A 26,772-nucleotide genomic window follows, 5' to 3' on the forward strand; every position below is an offset into this window, starting at 1 on the left:
TGCCGCCGGCGCCGGTCGCGCCGGCACAATTCTTCCGCGCGTCTTCTGGTTTTGCCACAGTCGCTCGCCTATATCAGGCGCTCTGCGTCGTCGATCCCGAATCGATTGCGACGGCGCTCGCGGCACAGAAGCAGAAGGCTTCCCCATCGAAGGACAAATGATGAACACGCGCCCTGCCGACGTCTCCAACATTCTCCTCGACCGGGTATCGTCGTGGCTGAAAACCGCTGCACTCGGAGGCGAAAGCCTCGAGTACATCATCGCCGGCTTCTGCGAGCGGCTTGCCGCGGCCGGGCTGCCGCTCGTGCGCGTGCATCTCAGCTTCTCGATGCTCCATCCGCTCTACGACGCGCTCGGCTTCACCTGGATGCGCGGCCAGGGCGTCACGGTCGAGGGCTTCCGCGCGGACGGCGAAAACAGCGAGCCGTCGCGCTTTCTGCTCAGCCCCTACTATTACCTGTTGAGCAACAGCCTCGACCACCTGCGCCGCCGCATCGATCCGGCCGCCCCCTCCGAGTTCCCCATTTTCGACGACCTGAAGGCGCTCGGCGCCACCGACTATCTCGCCTTCGTCCAGTCGTTCGGGGAATCGCCCGGCCAGGGCATGGTCGGCTCGTGGTCGACGGATGCGCCCGGCGGCTTCAGCGACAACGTCGTCGACGCGCTCCTGAAGATCCAGAACAGCCTCGCGGTCGCCGCCAAGATGGCCGTGCTCGGCAAGCTCGCCGACAACATGCTCCTGACCTATCTCGGCGGCAATGCCGGGCGGCGGGTGCTTTCCGGCCAGATCCGCCGCGGCGACGGCGACACGATCCGCGCCGCCCTCGTCATGGCCGACATGCGCCAGTCGACCGTTCTGGCGGAGAAGGAGGGCCGGCAGGCCTATATCGACACGCTGAACGATTTCTTCGACGCGATCGCCACCCCCTTCAACCGCAACGGCGGCGAGATCCTGTCCTTCATCGGCGACGGCTTCCTGGCGGTCTATCCCTGCGGTCGCCACCGCGAGCCCTCGCAGGTCGCCGCCCAGTCGGCCATGTCGGCCGTGCGGCATGCGACGATGCGGATGAACGAACTCAACGCCCGGCGCAACCGGGCGGGGCTGGCCGACATCCGCTACGGCATCGGCCTGCACGTCGGCAACGTGATGTTCGGCAATGTCGGGCTGAAGGACCGGCTGACCTTCTCCGCCTTCGGCTCGGCGGTCAACGAGGTGCAGCGGCTGCAGGGACTGACGAAGAAATACGCCAAGTCGATCGTCGCCAGCCAGACCTTTGCCACCTATTGCGGCGGCGAATGGGTCACGCTCGGGGAGGAGAAGCTGCGCGGCGTCCGCCAGAAGCTGACCGTGCTTCTGCCCGGCCAGACCAACCTGCAGCTCGACCAGGCCGAAGCGCTCGACGGTCAGGACCGCGACGGGCGGTCGGAGGCCGAGCAGGTCATGCTGCTCTATCGCGATGCGCGCTCTCGCAAGCCCGACCAGCGGCCGCGCATCCCGATGCTCTCGCGCGGGCTCAACTGACATGGCGGGCGGCACTGCGCAAGGACGCCAGGCCGCCCCCCGACACGCCTTCGAGGCGCCGCTGATCGACGGCTTCGAGGGTGACGGCTTCTCGCCCGCGGGCGGCCTCTACTACCGCGACAACGCCGAGCAGCGCGCCGGTTACTACGAGTTCCAGCACGACGTCACCTGCGGCAGCGCCGGTGCGCTGAAGCTCGGCGTGCGGCCGATCGCAAACGGTGCCGGCGGCGGCAGCGAGCGGGCGGAGATCTGGGAGCGCACCGATCTGCGCGTCCCCTACGGCCGCGCCGTCTGGTACGGCTTCTCGGTGCGCTTCGGCGAGCCGGTGCCGCAGGCCGACCACCGCCACCTGATCGCCCAGTGGAAGCGCGAGATCGGCCCCACGGCACCCGGCGACTACAGCCCCTTCCTGGCGCTCCGGCTCGTGCGCGGCCGCCTGTTCGCCACGGTGGAGACGACGCTGCGCGCAGCCGACCTCGCCGGCCCCGGCAGCAGCAGCGGAACGCCGGCCTGGCTGCGCCGGGAGGCGGGCCAGCTGCGGGCGCTGGTCGCCGCCGACGGCGGCTGGAGCGAGGAGGACGGCCTGCCGTTTGCCGCCCGCACCACCCGCATCGCGGTGACCGATCGCGGCGGCCGCCTGCCGCAGCCGGGCAGCGGCTGGATCGATTTCGCGGTGATGACGCGGCCGGGGCTCGGCGGCAGCGGCCATGTCGAGCTCTTCGCCAACGACAGCTGGATCGCCACCGTCCGCGGCGACATCGGCCACGACGACGCCGGCCTCGGCGCCCGCCAGTATTTCAAGTTCGGCCCCTATCGTTCCGCCGCTGCCGGCGAATGGACGCTCTATTTCGACAACTTCCGCCGGTCGATGCGCGCAAAGGATGTGCTGGGACCGCGATCGCTCGCCGCCTACCGCGGCGCGAGCACCGGAAACATCCCGCCAACTGCCTGATTTTGAAGGCATTCCCCCCATCCGACAGCCGCCGCCGAGGCGATGCAAAGAGCATGGACAGCCGGCAGGCGCTCGGCTAGTGTGCCTGCGGATTGGGAAGGCACATAAAGTAACCGAAGGAAACTCCGGACATGATCTTAGGGGCAGATCTGTTACGGATTGAAGATCTCAGCATCTCGTTTGCCATGCTCGGGGGCCAGATCGATGCCGTGAAGAAGGCAAACCTGCGGGTGCTTCCCGGCAGGGTGACGGCGCTCGTCGGCGAATCCGGCTCGGGCAAGTCGGTCATCAGCCAGTCGGTCATGCGCATCCTGCCGAAAGCGGCGACCGCGAGCGGCCGGATTCTCTTCAACGATCCGCTGGCGGGCACGCAGACCGACATCCTGCAACTGTCGCAGGACGGGCCGGACATCCGCGCCATCCGCGGCCGGCGCATCGGCAAGATCTTCCAGGAACCGATGACCTCGCTGTCGCCGCTGCACACCGTCGGCGACCAGGTCAGCGAAGTTCTCACCATCCACGAGGAGATGTCGAAGGACGAGCGCTACGAGCGCACGATCGAGATGCTGCGCATGGTCGGCTTCAGCAAGCCCGAGCGCGCCTACCGGATGTATCCCTTCGAGCTGTCGGGCGGCATGCGCCAGCGCGCCATGATCGCGCTGGCGCTGATCTGCCGGCCGGCGCTCCTGATCGCCGACGAGCCGACGACGGCGCTGGACGTGACGATCCAGGCGCAGATCCTGAGGCTGCTGAAGGACCTGCAGCAGGAATTCAACATGGCGATGCTGCTGATCACCCACGATCTCGGCGTCGTCGCCAACGTCGCCGACGAGGTGGTGGTGATCTACCACGGCGAGATCATGGAGGCGGGACCGGTCGAGGACATCTTCCGCCGGCCGGGCCATCCCTACCTCAAGGGCCTGATGGCGGCCGTGCCGCATTTCGACATGAAGCCCGGCGAACGGCTGAAGGCGCTGCGCGAGGTGCCGGTGAACGCCTCCCACCTGCTCGGCGTCTCCAAGGAGCGGCAGGAGCAGCCGGGACCGGACATCCTGCTTTCGGTGCGCGACGTCACCAAGTCCTTCAAGATCCGCAAGGCAGGCTTCTTCCGCCGCGCCGACGAGGCGCCGGTGCGCGCCGTCGACGGCGTCAGCTTCGACATCCGCCGCGGCGAGTGCCTGGGGCTCGTCGGCGAGAGCGGCTGCGGCAAGACCACCGTCAGCAAGATGCTGATGCGGGCGGTGACGCCGGATTCCGGCGAGATCATCTTCCACGACCGCAACGGCCCCGTCGACGTGCTGGCGGCCGAGGGCGAGGCGCTGCAGAAGCTGCGCGGCAAGATCCAGATGGTGTTCCAGGATCCGGTCTCCTCGCTGTCGCCGCGCATGACGGTGCAGAACATCCTCTCCGAGCCCCTGGAGATCCACAAGCGCGGCACGCCGAAGTCGCGGCTGGAGACGGTCAGCGCGCTGATGGAGGTGATCGGGCTGAACCGCCGCTACCTCAGCCGCTATCCGCATTCCTTCTCCGGCGGCCAGCGCCAGAGGATCGGCATCGCCCGGGCGCTGGCGCTCGGGCCGGAGCTTCTGATCTGCGACGAGCCGGTCTCCGCCCTCGACGTCTCGGTGCAGGCGCAGATCCTCAACCTCCTGAAGGACCTGCAGAAGGACCTCGGCTTGACCTACCTGTTCATTTCGCACAATCTGGCGGTCGTCGACTATATGGCCGACCGGATTGCGGTGATGTGCGCAGGACGGATCGTCGAACTCGCACCGCGTGAAATCCTCATGCGGGCGCCCGTTCATCCCTACACGAAATCGCTCCTGGCCGCAGTGCCCTTCCCGGATCTCGACCGTCCGCTGGACTTTACGACGCTCAAGACGGCGAATGCCAGCGACATGCGGAACTGGTCCGCACCGTTCCGCCAGGACGACGACGGACACGGCCTGGCAACCGCCGACCTCGGCGAAGGCCATCTCGTGCTCGCCCGTAGCAACGCGGATGTGAGAGAGCTACGCCCGTGATCAGACGTCGAACCGTTCTCGGCATGATGGCCGCCACCTGCCTTCCCGCCTCGCTGGCGCGCGCGACGCTCGCCCTGCAGGAGCCGGAGTTCTTCAAGGAAAAACTTGCCGACGGCACGCTGCCGCCGATGACCGAGCGCCTGCCCAAGGTGCCGCGCGTCATCAACCTGGCCGCGATGGACCGCAAGCCCGGCCGCTACGGCGGCACGGCGCGGATGGTCATCGGCAGCCAGAAGGACACCCGCCTGATGACGATCAACGGCTATGCGCGGCTCGTCGGCTTCGACGAGCACCTCGTGCTGCAGCCGGACATCCTGGAGCGCTTCGAGCAGGTCGAAAACCGCGTCTACACCTTCAGGCTGCGCGAGGGGCACCGCTGGTCGGACGGACATCCCTTCACCGTCGACGACTTCGTCTACTACTGGGAGGACGTGCTCAACAACAAGGAGATGCGGCCGCGCGGGCTGCCGCTCGACCTGCTGTCCGACGGAAAGCCGCCGCGCTTCGAGGTGGTCGACCCGCTGACCGTGCGCTATTCCTGGGACGTCCCCAATCCCGACTTCCTGCTCCGGCTCGCCTCGCCGCAGCCGCTGACCCTGGCGCTGCCGGCCCACTACATGAAGCAGTTCCACCCGAAATACGCCGATCCCGAGGCGCTGAAGAAGATCGTCGAGGAGGAGGGCGAGGACGACTGGACGGGCGTGCACATCAACCGTTCGCGCACCTACCGGCCGGAGAACCCGGACCTGCCGACGCTCGACCCGTGGCGCAACCTGATCGCGCCGCCGGCCGAGCAGTTCATCTTCGAGCGCAACGCCTTCTTCCACCGCGTCGACGAGACCGGCCAGCAGCTGCCCTATGTCGACAGGGTGGTGCTCAACGTGTCGGCCTCCGGCATCATCCCCGCCAAGGCGGGCGCGGGCGAGACCGACCTGCAGACGAGCGGCCTAGACTTCGTCGACTACACCTTCCTCAAGGACGCCGAGAAGCGCTACAAGATGCAGGTGCGGTTGTGGGAACGCACGCAGGGCTCGCGCATCGCGCTGCTGCCGAACCTCAACTGCGGCGACAAGGTCTGGCGCGACCTGTTCCGCGACGTGCGCGTGCGCCGGGCGATGTCGGTCGCGATCGACCGCGAGGAGATCAACAAGGCGAGCTTCTTCGGCCTGGCGCGCGAGAGCGCCGACACCATCCTGCCGCAGAGCCCGCTGTTCAAGCCCGAATACCAGCACGCCTGGGCGCAGTTCGATCCCGACCTCGCCGACAAGCTGCTCGACGAGGCGGGCCTGTCGGCGCGCGACGACGACGGCCTGCGGCTCCTGCCGGACGGGCGCACCGCCAGCCTGATCGTCGAATCCGCCGGCGAGAGCACGCTGGAGACGGACGTGCTCGAGCTCGTCACCGACCACTGGCGCCAGGTGGGGCTGAAGCTGCACGTGCGCACCTCGCAGCGCGACGTCTTCCGCAGCCGCGCGCTCGGCGGCGAGATCATGGTCTCGGTGCAGCAGGGCATCGACAACGGCATCCCGACCGCCGACATGTCGCCGTCGGGGCTGGCGCCGACCGGCGACGAGCAGCTGCAATGGCCGGTCTGGGGCCTGCACTATTTGTCCGCCGAGCAGAAGGGCGAGGCGCCCGACCTGCCCGAGGCCAAGCGGCTGGTCGACCTGATGCGGCAATGGAAGCGCTCCAGCTCGACGGCCGAGCGCGAGGCGATCTGGACCGAGATGCTGTCGATCTATACCGACCAGGTGTTCTCGATCGGCATCGTCAACGGCACGCTGCAGCCGATCGTCACCGCCAGGAACCTGACGAACGTGCCGGAGAAGGGCCTCTACGGCTTCGACCCCACGGCCTTCCTCGGGGTCTACCTGCCCGACACCTTCTGGTTCGACGGGAGCGCCTGATCGATGCTGAGATACATCCTCTGGCGCATCGCCGTCATGGTGCCCACGTTGCTTCTGATCTCCATGCTCGTCTTCACCATCATCGAGCTGCCGCCCGGCGACTATTTCGAGAGCTACGTCTCCGAACTGCGCGCCATGGGCGAGGCCGCCGACATGGAGGAGATCGACGCGCTGCGCGAGCGCTACGGCTTCGACCAGCCGGCGCCGATCCGCTACCTGCACTGGGTCGGCGGCATGCTGCACGGCGACTTCGGCTATTCGTTCGAATACCAGCTGCCCGTCTCCGAGGTCGTCGGCGACCGGTTGTGGCTGACGGTGCTCGTCTCCTTCGTCACCATCCTCGTCACCTGGGTCATCGCCTTTCCGATCGGCATCTATTCGGCCACCCACCAGTATAGCTGGGGCGACTACGGGCTGACCTTCCTCGGCCTGCTCGGGCTCGCCGTGCCGAACTTCATCCTGGCGCTGATCCTGATGTATTTCGCCAACATCTGGTTCGGCACCTCGATCGGCCACCTGATGGACCAGAAGTACCTGAACGAGCCGATGAGCTGGGCGAAGGCCATGTCGATCCTCGAGCACCTGTGGATCCCGGTCATCATCATCGGCACGGCGGGGACCGCCGGCATGGTGCGCCGGCTGAGGGCCAACCTGCTCGACGAGCTGCAGAAACAGTACGTGGTGACGGCGCGGGCCAAGGGCATGAACCCGTTCCGCGCGCTCGTCAAATACCCGCTGCGCATGTCGCTCAACTTCTTCATCTCCGACATCGGCTCGATCCTGCCGCAGATCATCTCCGGCGCCGAGATCACCGCCATCGTGCTGTCGCTGGAAACCACCGGCCCGATGCTGATCAAGGCGCTGCAGAGCCAGGACATGTATCTCGCCGGGTCGTTCCTGATGTTCCTCGCCTTCCTCACCGTCGTCGGCGTCCTCGTCTCCGACATCGCACTGGCGCTGCTCGATCCGCGCATCCGGCTGCAAGGGGGCAGCACCAAATGAATTCGCCGCTTCCCCCGCCCGGCGCGCCGCTCACGCACTACGTTTCCACCGCGCCCTTCGATCCCTATTCGGTCGAGGCGATGACCGCCGGCCAGGCGAAGGTCTACCAGGCCTCGCAGCTGCGGCTGATGTGGTGGAAGTTCAAGAAGCACAGGGTCGCGCTCGTCTCCGGTATCTTCCTGCTGGCGCTCTACCTGATGATCGTGGTGGCCGAGTTCCTGGCGCCCTACAACCTGCACACGCGCAACATGGACTTCATCCATGCGCCGCCGCAGCGGGTGCGGCTGTTCCACGACGGCCAGCTGGTCGGGCCGTTCGTCTACGGGCGGACGATGCAGCTCGACATGGACACGCTGCGCCGGATCTATACCGACAATACCGCCGACGTGCAGCGGCTGCGCTTCTTCTGCTCCGGCGACCCCTATAAATTCTGGGGATTGTGGGAGGCGGACTTCCACCTGGTCTGCCCCGCCGAGGGCGGCCAGTTCTTCGCGCTCGGCACCGACAGGCTCGGCCGGGACGTGCTGTCGCGCATCATCTACGGGGCGAGAATCTCGCTTACCATCGGCCTGATCGGCATTGCCGTCAGCTTCACGCTCGGCATTGTCATCGGCGGCCTTGCCGGTTATCACGGCGGCTATCTCGACCTCATGGTGCAGCGCGTCATCGAGGTGTTGCAATCAATTCCCAGCATCCCGCTGTGGATGGCGCTCGCGGCGATCATGCCGGTAAGCTGGAGTCCGATCCTGGTCTATCTCGGCATCACAGTCATTCTCGGCCTGCTCGACTGGACCGGGCTTGCGCGCGCCGTCCGCTCGAAGCTTCTGGCGCTGCGCGAGGAGGACTACGTGCTCGCCGCGCAGCTGATGGGCGCCAGGAGCAGCCGCATCATCGGCCGCCACCTCGTCCCCGGCTTCATGTCGCACCTGATCGCCAGCGCCACCATCTCCATCCCTGGCATGATCCTGGGCGAGACCGCGCTCAGCTTCCTCGGCCTCGGCCTGCGGCCGCCGATCACGAGCTGGGGCATCCTGCTCACGGAAGCGCGCAGCGTCAGTGTCATCGCTTTCTATCCCTGGCTCTTGTATCCGATGATACCCGTCATACTTGTCATTCTGGCCTTCAACTTCCTCGGCGACGGGCTGCGCGATGCAGCAGACCCTTACAAGTGACAAGAAAATGTGCGATGCATAGGCATGGTAGAGAATTCGGTCGTTTGACCCGTACGAAGAGCAAAGTGCGATGACGCGACGTCTGGAAGACGCCCGAATTCTGATGTACAGCCATGACACGTTCGGTCTTGGCCACCTGCGCCGCTGTCGCACGATCGCCCATTCGCTCGTGGAGGATTTCCGCGGGCTGAACATCCTGATCATCTCCGGCTCGCCGATCGCCGGCGCCTTCGACTATCGCGCCCGCGTCGACTTCGTGAAGATCCCGAGCGTCATCAAGCTGCGCAACGGCGAGTACACGTCGATGGAGCAGCACATCGACCTGCAGGAAACGCTAAAGATGCGGCAGGCGATCATCCGCCACACCGCCGAGAGCTTCCAGCCGGACATCTTCATCGTCGACAAGGAGCCGCTCGGCCTGCGCGGCGAGGTCGAGGACACGCTGTCCTATCTCAAGGCTTCCGGCACGACGCTGGTGCTCGGGCTGCGCGACGTCATGGATGCGCCGCACCTGCTGGACGCCGAGTGGAAGCGCAGCGACGTCATGCGCAAGATCGGCCGCTACTACGACCGCATCTGGGTCTACGGGCCGCCGGACTTCTACGATCCGCTGGTCGGGCTCGACGTGCCGCCGCCGGTGCGCGGGCGGATGGATTTCGTCGGCTTCCTGCAGCGCAGCGTCTCGCACGAGCCGGCGCCGGAGCACCGGCCGAAGGGCGACTACATTCTGGTGACGACGGGCGGCGGCGGCGACGGCGCCTCGCTGATCCACGACGTGCTGCACGCCTACAAGGAAGACCCGGCGCTGACGCACAAGGCGCTGATCGTGCTCGGCCCCTACATGCCGGGCGAGCAGCGCCAGAAGCTGCTGAAGAAGGGCGCCAAGATCCCCTATGTCGAGGTGATCGAGTTCGACAACCGGATGGAAGAGCTGATCGCCGGCGCGAAGGCCGTGGTGGCGATGGGCGGCTACAACACCTATTGCGAGATCCTCTCCTTCGACAAGCCGGCGCTGATCGTGCCCCGCGTCAATCCGCGCGAGGAGCAGCTGATCCGGGCGACCCGCGCCTCCGAGCTCGGGCTCGTCAGCATGCTGTCGTCGGAGGAATCCTGCCAGCCGCCGGTGCTGGCCAAGGCGCTGAAGGAACTGGTCCATCGGCCGCCGCCGTCGCAGACCTCGCAGGCGCTGACGCTGGAGGGCCTGCGCAACATCTCCCAGATCGTCGGCGATCTGCTGGAGGAGGCCCGCGCGCAGCTGACCGTCGTAAAAGGCTGACATCACGTTGACATCGAGCAAGAAAATCGTCGTCGTCCTGAAGGGGTATCCGCGCCTTTCGGAGACCTTCATCGCGCAGGAGCTGCTGGGGCTGGAGCGCGCCGGCTTCGACCTGACGCTGATCTCGATGCGGCATCCGACCGACGCCAAGCGCCACCCGATCCACGACGAGATCAGGGCGCCGGTGCACTACCTGCCGGAATATCTCTACCAGGAGCCGCTGCGGGTGCTGCGCGGGCTCCTGAAGTGCCGGAAGCTGCCGGGCTTCGGCGCGGCCCTGCGCGCCTTCCTCAAGGACCTCCGGCGCGACCCGACGCCGAACCGGGTGCGCCGGTTCGGCCAGGCGGCGGTGCTCTGCGCCGAATGGCCCGAGGGCGCGGACTGGCTGCATGCGCATTTCATCCACACGCCGGCCTCGGTGGCGCGCTACACCAGCCTGATGAACGGCATTCCCTGGACGTGTTCGGCGCATGCCAAGGACATCTGGACCTCGCCGGACTGGGAGCTCGCGGGCAAGCTGTCGGACACGCGCTGGACGGTGACCTGCAACCAGACCGGCTTCGAGCGGCTGCGCGGTCTCGCCAACGGCAAGAACCACGTGCACCTTTCCTATCACGGGCTCGATCTCGACCGCTTCGGCCCGTTCGCCGGTGCGCATTCGGCCCGCGACGGCTCCGATCCCGGCGATCCGGTGAAGATCATCAGCGTCGGCCGCGCGGTCGACAAGAAGGGCTACGACATCCTGCTCAAGGCGCTGACGCTCCTGCCGGCGGAACTCTCCTGGCGCTTCGCCCATATCGGCGGCGGGGCGAACCTGCCGGAACTGAAGGCGCTGGCGGCGAAGCTCGGCATCGCCGACCGCATCACCTGGCAGGGGGCGACGGACCAGAAGGACGTGCTGGAGCTCTACCGCCAGGCGGACCTGTTCGCGCTCGCCTGCCGCATCACCGCCGACGGCGACCGCGACGGGCTGCCGAACGTGCTGGTGGAAGCCTCCAGCCAGCGGCTCGTCTGCGTCTCGACCAACATTTCCGGCATCCCCGAACTCTTGCAGGACGGCGAGAACGGGCTGGTGGTGCCGCCCGAGGATCCGCAGGCGCTGGCGGCGGCGATCGAGCGGCTGATCCGCGATCCGGCGCTGCGCCGGCGGCTCGGCGAGGCGGCCGAGCGGCGCGTCCGCTCCGAGTTCGACCACCATGTCAGCATCCGGCAGCTGAAGGACCTGTTCGAGACCGAGTGGCGGGCCGCCTGATGCGGAGCGCCTCCGGCGGGTTCCCCCGCGTCTTCTTCTACGTCCAGCACCTGCTCGGCATCGGCCACCTCGCCCGCGCCAGCCGGATCGCGCAGGCGCTTTGCGCCGACGGCTTCGACGTGACGATGGTCACCGGCGGCACGCCGGTTTCCGGCTTTCCCGGCCCCGGCATCCGGCATGTCGCGCTGCCGGCGGTGGTCGCCGGCGACGCCGGCTTCTCCGGCCTCGCCGACCTGGACGGCAGACCGGTCGACGACGCCTTCAAGGCGCGCCGCCGCGACATGCTGCTGGCCGCCTTCCGCGAGGCCCGGCCGGACATCGTGATCATCGAGGCCTTTCCCTTCGGCCGCCGGCAGGTGCGCTTCGAGCTCGTTCCGCTCCTGGACGCGATCGCCGGCATGGCGGAGCGGCCGCTCGTTCTCTCCTCGCTGCGCGACATCCTGCAGGAACGCAGCAAGCCGGGACGCGACGAGGAGAGCGTGGCGCTCGTCCGGCAGCGCTTCGATGCCGTGCTCGTCCACGGCGATCCGACATTCGCCGCGATCGGCGACAGCTTTCCGCTCGCCGGAGAGATCGCCGACAAGGTGATCTATACCGGCCTCGTCGCCGCCCCGCCGCCGCAACCGGCATCCGAGCGCTTCGACATCCTCGTCTCCGCCGGCGGCGGTGCCGTCGGCGCAGCGCTGAACGCGGCGGCGATCGCCGCTGCCCGCACCCTGCCGCAGGCGCTGCGCTGGTGCGTGATCGCCGGGCCGAACCTGCCGCAGGCAGATTTCGAGGCGACGGTGGCCGCTGCACCGGAAAACGTCCGCGTCGAGCGCTTCCGGCCCGACTTCCCGAGCCTGCTGACGGCGGCGCGCCTCTCCGTCTCGCAGTCCGGCTACAACACCGTCTGCGACATCCTGCGGGCCGGCTGCCGGGCCGTCTTCGTGCCGTTCACCGCCGGCGGCGAGACCGAGCAGACCGCCCGCGCGATGCGGCTTCAGGCCATGGGGATCGCAACCGTCGTGGAAGAGCGGGCGCTCACGCCGGAGCGCCTGACGCAGGCGATAGAGGCCACGCTCGACAGTCCGGCGCGGCCGGCCCCGCCTCTCGATCTCGACGGGGCGGCGAAGACCGCAGCCCTGCTCCGCCGCCTCACAGCCGGCGCCGAGGTCGGCCGGCTCGCGCGCGAGAGCGCCGTGCGCTGAGGCGCGCCACGGGGCCATCCGATCCGCCTTGCGGAATTGCACGCACCGCCACCGGCCTATACGTCTGCGGCCTTGCAATCATTGCCAAAACGCATTTCACTGCATCCTCGAGGCTGTGCGTGCGTCGCGTCCCTGCGGCGCAACCGGAGGAAAATGCGAACATCTGGGCGATGAAACCGGACCGGATCACCGGGCCGGCCTTTTCTGGAGCGTCGAGGATGACTATATCGCGGTTCGAAGTCGCCATGACGCGGCCTTCAGTCAAAGCGGATGCGAACGCTACGCCCCGACGGGCTCGAAGCGCCCGGATCCCGGTTCTCTCCACGGTCTGATCGGTTCATGGAAAAAGGCCTAACCCATTACATCTGGACACATACGCGGCCGCAGCAGCTGTGGATCCTGCTCGTCGTCGCCCTGTCGATGATTCCCTATTTCCTGTCGTTCGACCTGCCCAAGCAGATCGTCAACGGCCCGATCCAGGGTCAGGGCTTCGAGGGCGAGGCCGCGCGCCAGCTGTTCATGCGGATCGAGTTTGCCCTGCCCTATTTCGGCGACGTCGTGTTCTTCCCCGGCATCGAGCTGAACCGGCTGCAGATGCTGATCGCGCTCAGCCTGGTCTTCCTGGCGCTGGTGGTCGTCAACGGGCTCTTCAAGCTCTATATCAACACCTACAAGGGCCGGCTCGGCGAGCGGCTGCTACGGCGCATCCGCTTCGAGCTGGTCGACCGCGTGCTGCGCTTTCCGCCCTCGCAGTTCAAGCGCATCAAGGGCGCGGAAATCGCCAGCATGATCAAGGACGAGGTGGAGCCGATGGGCGGCTTTACCGGCGACGCCTTCGTGGCGCCGGCGCTGCTCGGCGGCCAGGCGGCGACCGCGCTGTTCTTCATCTTCGTGCAGAACATCTGGCTCGGCATGATCGCCGGGCTGATCGTCGCCGTGCAGGCGGTGCTGATCCCGCGCATGCGCCGCCGGCTGCTGGTGCTCGGCCGCGAACGGCAGCTGACGGCGCGCGAGCTGGCCGGACGCGTCAGCGAGATCGTCGAGGGCATCAACACGATCCACGCCTACGACACCTCGAATTTCGAGCGCGCCGACATCGCCGCCCGCCTCGGGCGGATCTTCAAGATCCGCTACGACCTCTACCAGTGGAAATTCCTGGTCAAGTTCATCAACAACTTCCTCGCCTCGGTCACGCCCTTCCTGTTCTACAGCATCGGCGGCTACCTGGCCCTGCAGGGCCGCCTCGACATCGGCCAGCTCGTCGCCGTCATCGCCGCCTACAAGGACCTGCCCGGCCCCCTGAAGGAACTGATCGACTGGGACCAGGCGCGCCAGGACGTGCAGGTGAAGTACAATCAGGTGGTGGAGCAGTTCAAGGTCGACAGCCTGATCGATCCGTCACTGCAGAAACTGTCGACGGAGGAGGCGGCGCCGCTCGCCGGCGCACTCGCCGTCGCCAACCTGACGCTTTCCGACGACAGCGGCGCGCATACGGTCGAGCATATCTCGGTGCAGTTCCCGCGCGGCGAATATGCCGCCATCATCGGCGGGGCGGCGGCCGGCGGCGACGCGCTCGCCGAGGCGATCGGCCGCTCCGTCTGGCCGGAAAGCGGGCGCATCGCCCTCGGCGACACCGACCTGTTCGAAATCCCGGAATCGGTGACCGGGCGGCGCATCACCTATGTCTCCTCGGACGCCTATTTCTTCTACGGCTCGCTGAGCGACAACCTGCTCTACGGGCTCAAGCACGCGCCGATGCGCGAGCCGGAATACGAGGACGCGCATGCGAGCTTCCGCAAGTGGGAGATCAGCGAGGCGCGGATGGCCGGCAACCCGGACCACGACATCGAGAGCGACTGGATCGACTACGAGGCCGCCGGCGCGACCGGGCCGGAGGACCTGTTCGCCCAGGTCGTCGCCGTGCTCGACAGCGTCTACCTGACCAAGGACATCCTCGAACTGGCGTTGCGCTCGTCGGTCGACCCGCTGACGCACGAGGAACTGACCACCCACATCGTCAAGCTCCGCCACACCTTCCGCGAGGAGCTCGACAAGGCGGGCCTTTCCAACCTCGTCGTGCCGTTCGAGCCGGACCGCTACAACATCGAGGCGACCGTCGGCGAGAACCTCCTGTTCGGCACGGCGATCGGCGAGCAGCTGGTCGGCCGGGCGATCGGCCGCAACCGCTATTTCCGCGACGTCGTCGGCCGCAGCGGGCTCGACCGGATGCTCTACGAGATGGGCTACGAGATCGCCGAGAACGCCGTCGAGCTGTTCGCCGGTCTGCCGCCGGACCACCCGTTCTTCCAGCAGCTGACCTTCATGACGCCGGACGACATCCCGATGTACCAGCAGCTGCTGCAGAAGCTGAAGGGCAAGGACTTCGACGAGACGACGGACGACGACAAGCACCGGATCATCCGGCTGAGCTTCGCCTATATCGAGCCGCGGCACCGCTTCGGCCTTCTGACCGACGAGCTGATGAAGACGATCGTCGAGGTCCGGCGCGAGTTCCACGAGGGGCTGCCGGAGACGCTGAAGGGCGCCATCGACCGCTACGATCCGCACAGCTACATGGCTTCGGCCAGCCTGATGGACAACGTGCTGTTCGGCCGCGTCAGCCACCGCCACGCCGACGGGCCGGAGCGGGTGCGCACCATGGTGATCGCGCTGCTGAGCGAACCCGGCCTCTACAACCAGGTGCTGTCGATCGGGCTCGAATTCAATCTCGGCGCCGGCGGGCGCCGGCTCACCCAGGTGCAGCGCCAGAAGCTCAACCTCGCCCGCGCGCTGCTGCGCCGGTCGGACTACTACATCTTCAACCGGCCGCTGCCGGCGCTCGACGCGCGCACCCAGGAACAGATCTGCCGCAACGTGCTGACGCTCGTGCGCGAAAACAACGACAAGGAATCCTCGATCATCTGGGTTCTGACCAACACGACCCTGACCGACCTGTTCGACCGGGTGCTGATCTTCGACAAGGGCCGGCTGGTCGGCGACGGCAAGCACGCCGAACTTGCAGACAACGCGACATTCAGGGAATTGGTGTCATAATGTCATAATATGGCTAGACTGCCAGACGACCGAGGGGACGGACGAAGACGATGCTGTTGAAAGACGAGGTACAGATGTTGCGGCGCGTGCCGCTGTTTTCCGGCGTGGATCCGACGAAGCTGAAGCTTCTCGCCTTCACCTCGGACCGGGTGCACTACGCCGCCGGCGAAATCCTGTTCCGGCAGGGCGACAACGGCGATGCCGCCTATGTCATCCTCACCGGCCGCGCCGATATCCTGGTGGAGGCGCCGGGCGGCCAGATCAAGGTGGCCGAGGTGGAGAACAACTCGATCGTCGGCGAGATCGCGATCCTGTGCGACGTCTCGCGCACGGCGACCGTCAAGGCCAGCACCAATCTCGAGGCGCTGCGCATCAGCAAGGAACATTTCCTGAAGCTTCTGACCGACTTCCCGGAGATGACGATCGAGATCATGCGGGAACTCGCCGGCCGCCTCAGCCGCACGACGATGGAGCTGACCGACGAACGTGCCCGCGCAAGGAAGCCCGACTGAGCGCCTTCCCCTGCCCTTCGGACGCATGCGCGCCCCCGCCTCGCCGCACGGAACGTTTTTCCGCTCCGGGCGTTTCAGCGGGAGGCCGATGAATGGCGCGCGGGACGGTGCGGCCGGGGGCCCCGGTTCGCCACCACCAAGGTATAAAACCCGTGTGCGAACTTCGTCCTCGCAAAACAGTTTCATATTCGCTACGCTTGGGGGATCAGGCGTACCTCGGGTGCAAGCGGAAACTATGGAAGGCTAGTGCAGACGAATGCTCGAATGAACGCAATATTCCGGTTGCTGCTTGTGCAGAGTCAAAAACATCCTGCCGACACCCCATATAATACGTGTCGGCGATGAGGACGATTTCCGCACCAGGGACCCGGTCGAGCATCCGACGCTCTGGGACTTTCGCCATGCCAGGCGAACTGGAAGAGGTCAGGCAGACATGAACATGATTGGAAGGCCGCCGCATTCGAGCCGCAAGACGACAGCCCCCCGCCAGCTCAGGCAGAGCAACGGCGCGCAGGGCGTGCTGTCGGTGAAGTTCTGGGGCACGCGCGGCAGCATTCCGGTCTCCGGCGAGCAGTTCAGCCGCTACGGCGGCAACACCGTCTGCATCGAGATGCGCTGCGGCGACGAGATCCTGCTGTTCGACGCCGGCTCCGGCATCACGCCCGCCGGCCTCGCCATGAAGGCCGAAGGGGCGAAGAAGGTCGACCTGTTCTTCAGCCACTGTCACTATGACCACATCATCGGCCTGCCCTACTTCAAGCCGCTCTACATTCCCGAATGCGACGTGAAGATCTGGTCCGGGCATCTCGCCGGCCAGATGACGACCTGCAAGATGGTGCAGGAATTCATGAGCCCGCCGTGGTTCCCCGTCGGCCCGAAAGTGTGCCGCGCGCATCTGAACTACGGCGACTTCCACGCCGGCGACGTGCTCGAGCCGCGCCGCGGCGTGACGATCCGCACCGGCAACCTCAACCATCCCGGCGGGGCGATCGGCTACCGGGTCGAATGGGGCGGCCGCGCGGTGGCGGTGATCACCGATACCGAACACGAGCCGGGCGTCCTCGACGCGGAAGTGCTGAAACTGATCAGGGACGTCGATCTCTTCATCTACGACGCCTGCTACACCGACGACGAGATGGAGATGTTCAAGGGCTACGGCCACTCCAGCTGGCAGCAGGCGATCCGCCTGGCCCGGGCCGCAGGCGCCAAATCCGTCGCCTTCATGCACCACGCGCCCTTTCGCACCGATGCGGAGCTGCAGGAGATCGACCGGCAGGCCGCAGCCGAGTTCCAGAACGCATTCTCGGCCCGCGACGGTCAGGTCGTGGAATTGGTCGCCGTCGACGCCTGATCCGCATTCAAGCCAGATCCTCTCTTAGGGCCAGCCTGCGCCTTTTTCCAGACATCTGCGCTCCTGCGCGGCACTGAGGCGCCGCAGCGTTATCCGACGAGCTCGGACAACCGTGTCCACCGGCAGCCCGGATGCCGCGCCGTCCGTTCGAACAGCTCCTCCAGGAAGCCCCAGACCGTCTCGTCATGGACGAGGTGATGGGTCAGAAGCCCGAGCGTCCCCTCGCCGCCCACGATCGCCCGCAGCCGCACCGCCATTTCGCCTGCGAGATCGCCGCCCGGCCGGCCGCCGCGCGTGCCGCGCCAGTCGATCACGTCGACATGGGTGTTGATCGCGGGCAGGCCCAGCGCCTTTTCCGGGCCGAAGACCGACAGCGCGCGAAAGCCGAGGCCGCCGAGGCGGGAGACGAGCGCCGGATCGATGCGGTTCCAGGGCGGCACCAGCACCGGCGCCAGGCGCGGGCCATGCAGGCGCGCCAGATGCGATAGGCCGCGCTCCAGCGACGCCAGCACGACGTCAGCCGGGCGATGGGCGCCGAGCTCCTGCTTCTTCTCCCCCGGCGGGGCGAAATTCTCGTGCGACCAGCCGTGGACTGCGACCTCGGCCCCGGGCGCGGCAGCGAGCCTGACGGCCAGCGCATCGCCGGTGAAGGCGGGGATGACAGCGAGCGCCACCGGCACCTCATGGCGGGCCGACAGGGCCAGCAGGCGCTCGAGCGGCTCGGTCGGCTCCACCGCATCGTCGTCGCGCAGCCAGAAGCGGGCGACCCGCCCGGCCCGTGCCCAGCGGTCGAGTTCGTCGGTCAGCGGCGCCCAGTCGGCGTCGGTCATGGGCGTTCCCCTATGTGTCGGCGCAGGATCTCGTCGAGCCGCAGCGCGGCCCGGTCGATCGCGCAGTCCTCGACGACGAAGCGGCGGGCGGCACGGGCCATGTCCTGGCGCAGCGCATCGTCCGCGAGCAGCCGGTCCAGGGCTGCGGCATAGGCCGCGACGTCGCCCGGCGGCGTCAGCAGCCCGGTGACGTCGTGGCGGACCACCTCCGGCACGCCGGCCACTGCCTGGGCCACGACCGGCAGGCCGGCCGCCTGCGCCTCCAGATAGGCGAGCCCGTAGGCCTCGCCGGTGCCGGGCCAGGCGTAGATCGCCGACGCGCCGAGGACGGCTGCGATGCCGGCGGTGTCGCGCTCGCCGTGCCAGACGATCCGGCCGCCGTCGATGTCCGAAAACAGCGCCTCGACCTCGCCCCTGAGCGCACCGTCGCCGATCACCGCGAGCGTCCAGGGCCGATGCCGCAGGCGGCCGAGCGCGGCTGCGAGCATGCGGTAGCTCTCCATCTTGTCGCCGGGCCGCATCATCGCCACGGTGACGAGGGCGTGCGGCTCAGGCCGGGGATCGACGGCGAGGAAGGCGGCCGGATCGATGAAGGGCTGGAGCAGCGCGTAGCGCCCGCCCGGGATCGCCGCGGCGAGGCCGTCGCGGTCGCGGCGGGTCAGGCAGATGTTGACCGCCGCCCGTTCCACGCCGCTTGCGAGACGCGCCTGGTTGTCGGCCCAAAGCCCCTGATTGCGGCGCTGCGAATAGGAGGCCTCGGCGGTCACGTAGGCGAGGCCGAAGCGGCGGACGAGCTCCGGGCCGATCAGGTCGGGCGCCTTGTAATAGGGATGATAGCAGAACCAGGCGTCGGGCGCCCCGCCCGCCTGCCAGAGCGCCGAGAGCCGCTCCACCTCGGCGCGCGCCGCCTGGTCGATCGCCGCCCGCCCCTCGCCGTCCGGGGCGGAGGAAAAGCTGCGCAGTTGCGAGGCGACCGCGACCTCATGGCCCGCCTGCCGCAGCGCCGCGATCAGAAGCCGCGCCATCAGCCGGTCCCCCGAGGGAACGGGATGGTCCGGCGATTTCAGCGGCGAATAGAAGGCGATCCTCATATCCGTCGGTTTAGAGCGATTGGCGGCCGAAGGGAAGCCGTGCCTGTGACCGCAGCCGTCGGCTAACGCCTTGAAAACCGGGCCCGATCCTCGCGCAAAATTGATAGGCCGCAAGACATAATTGCGCTAGGTGTTGCTGTCTGGGCCGCCCGGCGGCTCCGAAACCGCGACACGCCCGAGGCCGCGCCCATCGTCCCGGCCGGCACAACGCCAAACGCCCTGTCAGAAAGTCCGCCATGATCCGCTGCCGCCGCCTCCTTGCCGCCTTCGTCCTTCTCGCAGCCGCCCTGCCCGCCCAGGCCGAAGACGCGGCCTCGCAGAAGCTCTCCGACGGCTTCGACGGCAGCGGCTTTGCCGAGACCGGCGGGCTCTACTATCGCAACAACGCCGAGCAGAAGGCGGGCACCGCCACCTTCCAGAGCGCGGTGAAGAAGGTCGGCACCGGCGCGCTGGAGCTCAGCGTGCGGCCGCTGTGCCGGCCGGACAGCGAAGGCTGCAGCGAAAGGGCGGAGATCTGGGAGAAGACCGAGCTGCGGGTGCCCTACGACCGGGGCGTCTGGTTCGGATTTGCGGTGAAGCTCGCCGATCCCATCCCGCAGGACGACCACCGCTACCTGATCGCGCAGTGGAAGCGCGAGATCGGCCCGGACGCCGAGGGCGACTTCAGCCCGTTCCTGGCGCTGCGGCTCGACAACGGGAGGCTGTTTGCGACGATCGAGAGCAACTACCAGCCGGGAACGCCGGCGGAGGTGAAGGACGGGATTCCCACCTGCCCGGCCGGGCAGACCGCGGTGTGGCTGCGGCCGGAAGCCAACCAGATGCGCTCGCTGATCGCCCACGACGCCCGGTGGCGTTCGCAGGACGACACCAACGGCTTTGACAGCTGCACCGACAAAGTGACCCTCACCAGCCACGGCAACCCGCTGCCGACGCCCGATTCCGGCTGGATCGACTTCGCCATCTATTCGCATCCGGGCCCCGACGGGACCGGCCATATCGAGCTCTTCGCCAACGGCCGCTGGATCGTCACCGCCAAGGGCTTCGTCGGCCACAAGGACCACGGCCTCGGCGAAAACCAGTACTTCAAGTTCGGCCCCTACCGCGCCGCCGGCGAGGGCGTATGGACGCTCTACTACGACGATTTCCGCCGCTCGCCCGACTGCATCGACGTGCTGCGCGACGCGGAGGCCTGCGCGCTCGTGCAGTGAGCGGACGGGCGGGCCCCGCCCCGGACCCGTCCGGCTTAAGCCGCCGTGGCGGCCACAGGAAGACGGAAAGGGGCGCCCAGGCGATTGAACGCGTTCATGGCCGCGATCGCGATCGTGAGATCGACCAGGTCCTTTGGCGCGAACGCCGCGGATGCCGCCGCGTAGGCCTCGTCGGAGGCATGCGTTTCGCTGAGCCGCGTCACCTCCTCGGCCCAGGCCAGCGCCGCGCGCTCCTGGTTCGTGAACAGATGTGGGACCTCATCCCACACCGGCACCAACGTGACCCTGTCGACCGACATGGTCTTGCGCAGATCGCGGCTGTGCAGATCGATGCAATGGGCGCATCCGTTGATCTGGGAGACCCGGAGGAACACGAGGTGGATCAGGTCCGCAGGCAGGTTCGTGCCCTTCGTCACGTAGTGATGGACACCAAACAACGCCTTTGCGCCTTCGGGCGCGATCTCATACCAGTTCATGCGGGCCATTTCTTGCCATCCTGTCTTCGTGTCGTCCGCCGTCTGCGAGCACGACACTGATGACACGGGCCGGATGACCGAAAACTCCGTTTTCTGATCCCAGATTCGCTTTTTTCACAACCGGCCGATCAGAATGCCTTTGGGCAGGGCTTCGCCCGCTTTCACCCCGAGGCGGACCCATTCGAATCTAACCGCAGCATTGGCCGGCCGGCGCGGGATCGCAGCAGGGTGACGATCCGGCTTGCTGGTCCAGCCGGCGGTCACGCGGCTTGCAACGCGCCGGGCGGGCGGCCAGTTCGACATGCATGGCCGCGCCCCGAATACCGAGGGCCACGGCAGAAAAAAGCTGCATCGGTGCCTGGCCATCGCTGACCTCGAACGTCAGTCTTGCGCCCATGTCGAGCTTCACGTGCCCGGAGACCGTGCGGACGATGGCTGTGAACTTTCCAGCGGCCATGTGCGCCGGGCCGTCGCCCTCGACATCCAGAAGCTGCACGAAGATCTCGGACCAGGCCTCAGGATTGGCCCCACAGTCGAGCGCCGAGAACTGCCCGGCCTTGACCTCCGTGACGTGGTAGCCGGACCGGATCGGGCGTCCGTCGTAGTGAAACACCAAGGGCAGATCCCCTGCCTCGCCCAGCGCATCCAGCAATTCGCCGAGGTTCAGATCGCCATGCTGGCCGTGGGGCTTGCCGTGAGCGTTCATCTGCGCTACTCCAATTCAACGTTTCAAGGATTATTGAAATATGGATGAACGTCAAGCCATTGGCGCCTTCGGTGCACTCTCGCAGGAGACACGTCTGCAGATCATCCGCATGCTCGTCGTGGCCGGCCCCGAGGGCATGGCGGCCGGGTCGATTGCGGAGAAACTCGACGTTTCCGCATCGAACCTCTCGTTCCACCTCAAGGAGTTGGACCGTGCGGGCCTCGTCGGCCAGCAGCGGGAGGCGCGCTCGATCATCTACACGGTCAACTACGACACGCTGAGCGGTCTCGTCCGCTTTCTCATGGAGGATTGCTGTTCGGGCCATCCCGAGGTCTGCCTGCCGGTCACCGCCGCAGCCGCCTGCCGCCCGCGCGCGAAGCACGATCCGCAATGACGGAACGGAGAAGGACGGCCACGTTTCCGGTCTCGCGGCAGCTCGTGTCGGAGGCCCTCGGTACGGCCATTCTGGTCGCGACCGTGGTCGGCTCCGGCATCATGGCCGACAAGCTCACCACCGACGCGGCCCTGGCGCTGCTCGGCAATACGCTCGCGACGGGCGCGATGCTCTTCGTGCTGATCACCGTGCTGGGTCCGATTTCCGGCGCGCACTTCAACCCGGCCGTCTCCCTGGTCTTCTTCCTGCGTCGAGAGATGGGCGCGACGCGGGCTCTCGCCTATGGCCTTGCGCAAATCCTCGGCGGCATCGCCGGAACGCTTCTTGCCCACGCCATGTTCGAGCTGCCGTTGCTGCAGGTTTCGACCACGGATCGCACCGGTGCCGCGCAGTGGCTGGCCGAAGCGACCGCCACCTTCGGCCTCGTCTTTGTGATCCTGGCCGGTTTGCGGTTCCGTTCCGAGGCCGTCGCCTGGCTGGTCGGCCTCTACATCACGGCTGCCTACTGGTTCACCGCCTCGACGTCGTTTGCCAATCCGGCCGTCGCGGCCGCCCGGTCGTTGACCGACACCTTCGCCGGCATCCGTCCCCTCGATCTGCCGGAGTTCGTTGTCGCCGAGGTGCTGGGCGCCTTGCTGGCGCTTTCACTGGCGGTCTGGCTGCTTGACGAGCCGCGCACCGCTCAATCTTCGACCGAACAGGAGTCTGTCCCATGACCATGGACGTCACGATCTATCACAACCCGGATTGCGGCACCTCGCGCAACGCGCTGGCGATGATCCGCAACGCCGGGATCGAGCCGACGGTCGTCGAATATCTCAAGGCCCCGCCGAGCCGGGCGCAGCTCGCGAAAATGATTGCCGATGCCGGGCTGACCGTCCGCCAGGCAATGCGCGAGAAGGGCACGCCCTATGCCGAACTCGGTCTCGACAATCCCGCCCTGTCGGATGACCAGTTGCTCGATGCCATGCTGAAAGAGCCGATCCTGATCAACCGCCCGTTCGTCATAACGCCCCTCGGAACGCGTCTCGCGCGGCCTTCGGAGCTGGTTCTCGACATCCTGCCCGCCACCCACAAGGGCCCCTTCGCCAAGGAGGACGGCGAACAGGTGCTGGGCGCCGAAGGCAAGCGCCTCGTCTGAAAAAGCGACCAGCGAGGACTGCCAGCGGCGCCGGGAGCGGACGTCCATCTGCTCGCTACTGCCCTATCCGCCGCTCCTGCATCTCTTCGCCGATGAAGCAGTTGTAGCCGGCCCGGGCGTCGGCCCGTTGCAACGGCCATGCGGGCCGCTGCAGGTCGCTCACGTTCGTTCCCAGGATCTCGACGATGAGCTTTCTGAGGATCGTTTCGGCGAATTCGTCGACCGTTGAAACTTTCAGCAGAAAGGCCCCGTCTCCGCCGATCACGCAGTTCTCGTAGTAGGCGTCGAGGTCCGGGATCGACGCCGAGTCCCGGCGCGCCAGCATGATGGGAAGCCCGTCGATCACGATGCCTTGCGCGACCGTCGAGTTGCGCGAAACGGGTGCCGGCACACCGGCATTGTTCGGCCCATCGCCCGAGATGTCGATCACGCGCCGCATTCCCTGGAACGGGCTGAGCTGAAAGAGTTTTCGTGAAAACGCCAATGTGTTGGAGATCGAGGTGAAGGATATCCGCCGCAGCGGCTGCCGGCGCAGCACCTCGGCAAATTGAACCGCCGCACCAGGCCCGTCGACCAGCGTCCAGGGCACGGTCTGGATGGCGGAGCCGCCCCACTCGACATATGTCACCGCGATCCTGCCGAAGGGTCCGCTCTGGACCGCCCGGAAAAGTTCGGGCTGAAGGAAGGCGTTCACATAGCCCTGGCGTTGAAGGCGCTGCTCGTAGATTTCCATCGAGTAGGAGACATCGACGGCGAGAACCAGCTCGAGATCGACGAAGGCCGGAGACAGCTGGACGGGCGTGCTGCCCGCCAGAATGCCGAAGCAGGTCAGAAGCGCGCAGTGCAGTCTCATCGCACCCTCCTGTGCGGGCATACTACGCCTGTCCCGCGCGCCCGCAATGCCGGGGGCGGACACTCTTTCCGAACGGCGGGCAGGCTCTTCCCCCATCGGGGAGAAGAGCCGGGCGGAGCGGGGCGATGAGGGGGCGATCAGGGCGCGACGAACGCTGCGCCGCAATGGAAGGCCCCTCATCCGGCGCCTTGGAATACGGGGCACAAGGGGCTCGCCGGCCCGGGCGATAAATCTGGCAGGCGCCCGGAAACAAGTGTAGCTTTCAGAGGCTGGGAGGCCGGGAACCTCCCCGCCCAGACCAACGCTATAGCGAGGCCTTCTGCCCCTTCGGGAGAGGTGGTCATGGACGCACATCGCGCGGAACGGCGGCTGGTTGCGATCCTTGCCGTCGACATTGTCGGCTATTCGCGGCTCATCGAGGCCGACGAGGCCCGGACGCTGGCGGCGATCAGGGCGTGGCGGTCCGAAATCTTCGATCCCCTCATGCAGGACTATCACGGACGCATCGTCAAACTCATGGGCGATGGTGCGATCGTGGAATTCGGCTCCGTCGTCGACGCGGTCGGCTGCGCGGTCGCATCCCAAAGCACGCTGGCGGCGCGCCAGGCGGATGTCGCCCCGCACCAGCGCCTTCTCTTCCGCATGGGCATCAATCTCGGCGACGTCGTCGTCGAGGGCGACGATCTCTTGGGCGACGGCGTCAATGTCGCGGCCCGTCTCGAGCAGATCTGCGATCCGGGAGGGCTGTTCGTCTCCGGCACGGCCTTCGATCACCTGCAGGGCAAATTCGACCTGCCGCTGGAGTTCATCGGCGAGCAGCACGTGAAGAACATCGAGCGGCCGGTCCGCGTCTACCGGGTGCGGTTCGAGGGAAGTCCGCGGCATCGGCGCTTCGGCGTCGAGAGCCTTCGCACCTGGCGCGTTCCGGCCGCCCTGGCCCTGGCTCGGCGTTCCCGCGGCCTGGATGGCGCAAAAGCGCGAGAGCGCCGATGCGGCGTCGGTTGCGCGGATGGCCCTTCCGCTGCCGAAGACGCCCTCGATCGCCGTCCTGCCGTTCGACAATCTCAGCGCCGATGCCGGACAGGGCTATTTCGCCGACGGCATGACCGACGACCTGATCACCGAGCTCTCGAAGCTGTCGGGCATCTTCGTAATCGCGCGCAACTCGACCTTCAGCTACAAGGGCAAGCCGATCAAGGCGCAGCAGGTGGCCGAGGAACTGGGCGTCCACTACATCCTGGAGGGCAGCGTCCGCAGGGAGGGCAACCATGTCCGGGTCAACGCCCAGCTGGTGGATGCGATCGACGGGCACTACCTGTGGGCCGAGCGCTACGACGGCGAAATGAGCGGCGTGTTCGATCTGCAGGACAGGGTGATCGGGCAGATCGTGACGACGCTCTCGGTGCAGCTGACGAAGGCCGAGCGGACCGTCGCCGAGGAACCGGAAACGACGAACCCGCAGGCCTACGACACCTTGCTGCGCGGCTGGGATCATCTCCGCCGGGACAGCGAGGCGGAAACGGTGACGGCCGCCGCGCTCTTCCAGAACGCCATCGTGCTCGACCCGAACTACAGCCGCGCCTATGCGTCGCTGGCGGCGGCGAACTGGCGGACCAGCATCTCGTCCTGGGATTTCTCACGCCGCGAGAAGGCCGCCAGGAACCTCGGGCGAAACCTTGCAAGGGCGCTGGAGCGGCCGACGGCGCTCGCCCATACGATATCGGCGCAACTGCTCGCCCAGCAGGGACGCTTTGACGACGCCTTCGTCGCGATCGACAGGGCGATGAAGCTCGCGCCCAACGATCCCGACAACCATGTCAGCCTGGCGCGGGTTCTCACCGCGTCGGGACGTGCGGCGGAGGCGGAACAGCAGGTCCGCCTGGCGATGCGGATCGATCCCCATCCCGCGCCGGCAACGCTGCGCATGCTTGCGATCTCGTTCTTCTGCCAGGGCAAGTATGACGAGGCCGTCGATGCCTTCGAACGCGTGATCGCGGGGAATTCCGATCTTTTGGAGGACTACGCCACGCTGATCTCGGGCTACGGACACCTCGGACGCACCGACGGCGTCCAGGCGCTGATCGACCGGTACAACAGGCTGGCCATGGTCTCCCTGTCCGAACCGCTCACCGTCCAGGAGAGCGGCTTCAATTGGTATGGCAGCGTCCTCAGCTACCATCGGCCCTGCATTGCGCGCCTGCAGGAGGGTCTGCGCAAGGCGGGCGTGCCGGAGGGCACCGGTACCGACCTCGCCCTCGACGACTACGTCAGGTTCGTCACCCTGGCGAAAGGCGAACTCAGCGTCGAGAAAACGATCAAGATCGATGTCGCGGAAGCAAGGGCGCTGCTCGCCCGGGGTGTGCCCTTCGTCGACGTGCGGGCCGCGCTCAACTACGACAACGGCCATCTCCCCCGCGCCGTCAACCTGTCGCTCGTCACCGGCCTGTCGAGGGAAAGCCTCGCCAGGGTGGCCGGCACGGACGACGAGGTCGTGTTCTACTGCCACGGCCTGCATTGCACCTATGCCGCCTATGCCGCGGCCAAGGCGATCGCCTGGGGTTACACGCACGTCTACTACTTCGCCGGCGGTTTCATGGAGTGGAGCGACGAGGGCTATCCGCTCGTGATCGAGGTCAAGCGGTAGCCGGCAGCGACGGTCCCGGCTCGGATGTTTTTCGCGCGGGGCCCGCTTCTCCCCGGCGGGAGAAGGGTCGCGCGGAGCGAGGCGATGGGGGCGGCGCTGCGCCAGACCGCAACGGCGCGTTCTCCTTGTTGACGGCAGGTGGTCGCACCGCTATTTAGTTGCATGATACAACTTTATCGACCGGACCGGACAATGCCTGCCCACCATCACCTTCA

22 protein-coding genes and 1 pseudogene are annotated in these 26,772 nt (G+C 67.0%); 18 read left to right on the forward strand and 5 right to left on the reverse strand.

The features are described from left to right. Positions 1-160 precede the first annotated feature (160 nt). The 12 genes from P0086_RS05570 (at position 161) to P0086_RS05625 (ending at position 17,214) form a co-directional block, all read left to right on the forward strand. Positions 161-1,522, forward strand: coding sequence for an adenylate/guanylate cyclase domain-containing protein (locus tag P0086_RS05570; protein WP_112611824.1), 1,362 nt, complete (start codon positions 161-163; stop codon positions 1,520-1,522). A 1-nt stretch (position 1,523) separates the two neighbouring features. After that, positions 1,524-2,474 carry a polysaccharide lyase gene (locus P0086_RS05575; RefSeq protein WP_275783381.1) on the forward strand — a complete coding sequence of 317 codons (951 nt, stop codon included), beginning with the start codon at positions 1,524-1,526 and terminating at the stop codon, positions 2,472-2,474. Positions 2,475-2,605: 131 nt separating this feature from the next. After that, the gene (locus P0086_RS05580) at positions 2,606-4,498 is read left to right on the forward strand and encodes an ABC transporter ATP-binding protein (protein WP_275783383.1); all 1,893 of its coding nucleotides are present in this window, start codon (positions 2,606-2,608) and stop codon (positions 4,496-4,498) included. Then, positions 4,495-6,405, forward strand: a complete 1,911-nt coding sequence (locus P0086_RS05585) for an ABC transporter substrate-binding protein (RefSeq protein ID WP_112611808.1) — start codon at positions 4,495-4,497, stop codon at positions 6,403-6,405. The genes P0086_RS05580 and P0086_RS05585 overlap by 4 nt, the downstream gene beginning before the upstream one ends. A 3-nt stretch (positions 6,406-6,408) precedes the next feature. After that, entirely contained in the window at positions 6,409-7,407 is a 999-nt protein-coding gene (locus tag P0086_RS05590; RefSeq protein WP_112600182.1) for an ABC transporter permease, read from the forward strand. After that, positions 7,404-8,579, forward strand: a complete 1,176-nt coding sequence (locus P0086_RS05595) for an ABC transporter permease (protein ID WP_275783386.1) — start codon at positions 7,404-7,406, stop codon at positions 8,577-8,579. The genes P0086_RS05590 and P0086_RS05595 overlap by 4 nt, the downstream gene beginning before the upstream one ends. Positions 8,580-8,649: 70 nt before the next feature. Continuing rightward, a complete protein-coding gene (locus P0086_RS05600; protein WP_112600184.1) occupies positions 8,650-9,855 on the forward strand; it encodes a glycosyltransferase family protein in 1,206 nt (401 codons plus the stop codon). A gap of 7 nt (positions 9,856-9,862) precedes the next feature. Next, positions 9,863-11,107 (forward strand): glycosyltransferase family 4 protein, encoded by a 1,245-nt coding sequence (locus P0086_RS05605; RefSeq protein ID WP_112600185.1) that lies wholly within the window; start codon positions 9,863-9,865, stop codon positions 11,105-11,107. Then, on the forward strand, positions 11,107-12,297 hold the full coding sequence (locus tag P0086_RS05610) for a glycosyltransferase (RefSeq protein WP_275783390.1): 1,191 nt from the start codon (positions 11,107-11,109) through the stop codon (positions 12,295-12,297). The genes P0086_RS05605 and P0086_RS05610 overlap by 1 nt, the downstream gene beginning before the upstream one ends. A gap of 339 nt (positions 12,298-12,636) precedes the next feature. Continuing rightward, the gene (locus tag P0086_RS05615; protein WP_148151942.1) at positions 12,637-15,351 is read left to right on the forward strand and encodes an ABC transporter ATP-binding protein; all 2,715 of its coding nucleotides are present in this window, start codon (positions 12,637-12,639) and stop codon (positions 15,349-15,351) included. Positions 15,352-15,401: 50 nt separating this feature from the next. Next, on the forward strand, positions 15,402-15,863 hold the full coding sequence (locus tag P0086_RS05620) for a cyclic nucleotide-binding domain-containing protein (protein WP_112600187.1): 462 nt from the start codon (positions 15,402-15,404) through the stop codon (positions 15,861-15,863). A 433-nt stretch (positions 15,864-16,296) separates the two neighbouring features. Beyond that, complete coding sequence (locus P0086_RS05625) at positions 16,297-17,214, forward strand: MBL fold metallo-hydrolase (protein WP_275783394.1); 918 nt, start codon at positions 16,297-16,299, stop codon at positions 17,212-17,214. A gap of 89 nt (positions 17,215-17,303) precedes the next feature. Here P0086_RS05625 and P0086_RS05630 read toward each other — a convergent pair whose 3' ends face one another. Then, on the reverse strand, positions 17,304-18,044 hold the full coding sequence (locus tag P0086_RS05630; RefSeq protein WP_275783397.1) for a polysaccharide deacetylase family protein: 741 nt from the start codon (positions 18,042-18,044) through the stop codon (positions 17,304-17,306). Continuing rightward, positions 18,041-19,135: a glycosyltransferase family 4 protein gene (locus P0086_RS05635; RefSeq protein ID WP_275783400.1), complete on the reverse strand. Its 1,095-nt coding sequence runs from the start codon at positions 19,133-19,135 to the stop codon at positions 18,041-18,043. The genes P0086_RS05630 and P0086_RS05635 overlap by 4 nt, the downstream gene beginning before the upstream one ends. A 236-nt stretch (positions 19,136-19,371) precedes the next feature. Here P0086_RS05635 and P0086_RS05640 point away from each other — a divergent pair, with 236 nt between their 5' ends. After that, positions 19,372-20,343 carry a polysaccharide lyase gene (locus P0086_RS05640; protein ID WP_275783402.1) on the forward strand — a complete coding sequence of 324 codons (972 nt, stop codon included), beginning with the start codon at positions 19,372-19,374 and terminating at the stop codon, positions 20,341-20,343. Between the two features lie 35 nt (positions 20,344-20,378). Here the strand turns inward: P0086_RS05640 and P0086_RS05645 are convergent, their stop codons facing one another. Together P0086_RS05645 and P0086_RS05650 are read right to left on the reverse strand one after the other, a co-directional pair. Beyond that, positions 20,379-20,828 (reverse strand): carboxymuconolactone decarboxylase family protein, encoded by a 450-nt coding sequence (locus P0086_RS05645; RefSeq protein WP_275783405.1) that lies wholly within the window; start codon positions 20,826-20,828, stop codon positions 20,379-20,381. 178 nt (positions 20,829-21,006) lie between these two features. Further along, positions 21,007-21,525, reverse strand: coding sequence for a DUF6428 family protein (locus P0086_RS05650; protein WP_275783407.1), 519 nt, complete (start codon positions 21,523-21,525; stop codon positions 21,007-21,009). A gap of 40 nt (positions 21,526-21,565) precedes the next feature. Between P0086_RS05650 and P0086_RS05655 the strand changes: the two genes are divergently transcribed. Genes P0086_RS05655 through arsC form a run of 3 tightly spaced genes read left to right on the forward strand, consistent with a single transcriptional unit; the run spans position 21,566 to position 23,060 of the window. Then, complete coding sequence (locus tag P0086_RS05655; RefSeq protein ID WP_275783410.1) at positions 21,566-21,919, forward strand: metalloregulator ArsR/SmtB family transcription factor; 354 nt, start codon at positions 21,566-21,568, stop codon at positions 21,917-21,919. Next, on the forward strand, positions 21,916-22,635 hold the full coding sequence (locus tag P0086_RS05660; protein WP_275783413.1) for an MIP/aquaporin family protein: 720 nt from the start codon (positions 21,916-21,918) through the stop codon (positions 22,633-22,635). Before P0086_RS05655 ends, P0086_RS05660 begins: the two co-directional genes overlap by 4 nt. After that, the gene (gene arsC, locus P0086_RS05665) at positions 22,632-23,060 is read left to right on the forward strand and encodes an arsenate reductase (glutaredoxin) (protein ID WP_112612238.1); all 429 of its coding nucleotides are present in this window, start codon (positions 22,632-22,634) and stop codon (positions 23,058-23,060) included. The genes P0086_RS05660 and arsC overlap by 4 nt, the downstream gene beginning before the upstream one ends. A 55-nt stretch (positions 23,061-23,115) precedes the next feature. Here the strand turns inward: arsC and P0086_RS05670 are convergent, their stop codons facing one another. Further along, on the reverse strand, positions 23,116-24,267 hold the full coding sequence (locus P0086_RS05670) for a DUF1194 domain-containing protein (protein ID WP_345799307.1): 1,152 nt from the start codon (positions 24,265-24,267) through the stop codon (positions 23,116-23,118). On the opposite strand from P0086_RS05670, the pseudogene P0086_RS25280 reads away from it, so the two are divergent. Together P0086_RS25280 and P0086_RS05675 are read left to right on the forward strand one after the other, a co-directional pair. Next, positions 24,256-24,681: pseudogene (locus P0086_RS25280) on the forward strand (adenylate/guanylate cyclase domain-containing protein); the annotation flags it as partial. The gene P0086_RS05670 and the pseudogene P0086_RS25280 overlap by 12 nt on opposite strands. 241 nt (positions 24,682-24,922) lie before the next feature. Beyond that, the gene (locus tag P0086_RS05675; RefSeq protein ID WP_345799300.1) at positions 24,923-26,557 is read left to right on the forward strand and encodes a rhodanese-like domain-containing protein; all 1,635 of its coding nucleotides are present in this window, start codon (positions 24,923-24,925) and stop codon (positions 26,555-26,557) included. Positions 26,558-26,772: the final 215 nt, after the last annotated feature.

The organism is Mycoplana sp. MJR14, assembly GCF_029210525.1.
In the GTDB taxonomy this organism is placed as follows: domain Bacteria; phylum Pseudomonadota; class Alphaproteobacteria; order Rhizobiales; family Rhizobiaceae; genus Mycoplana.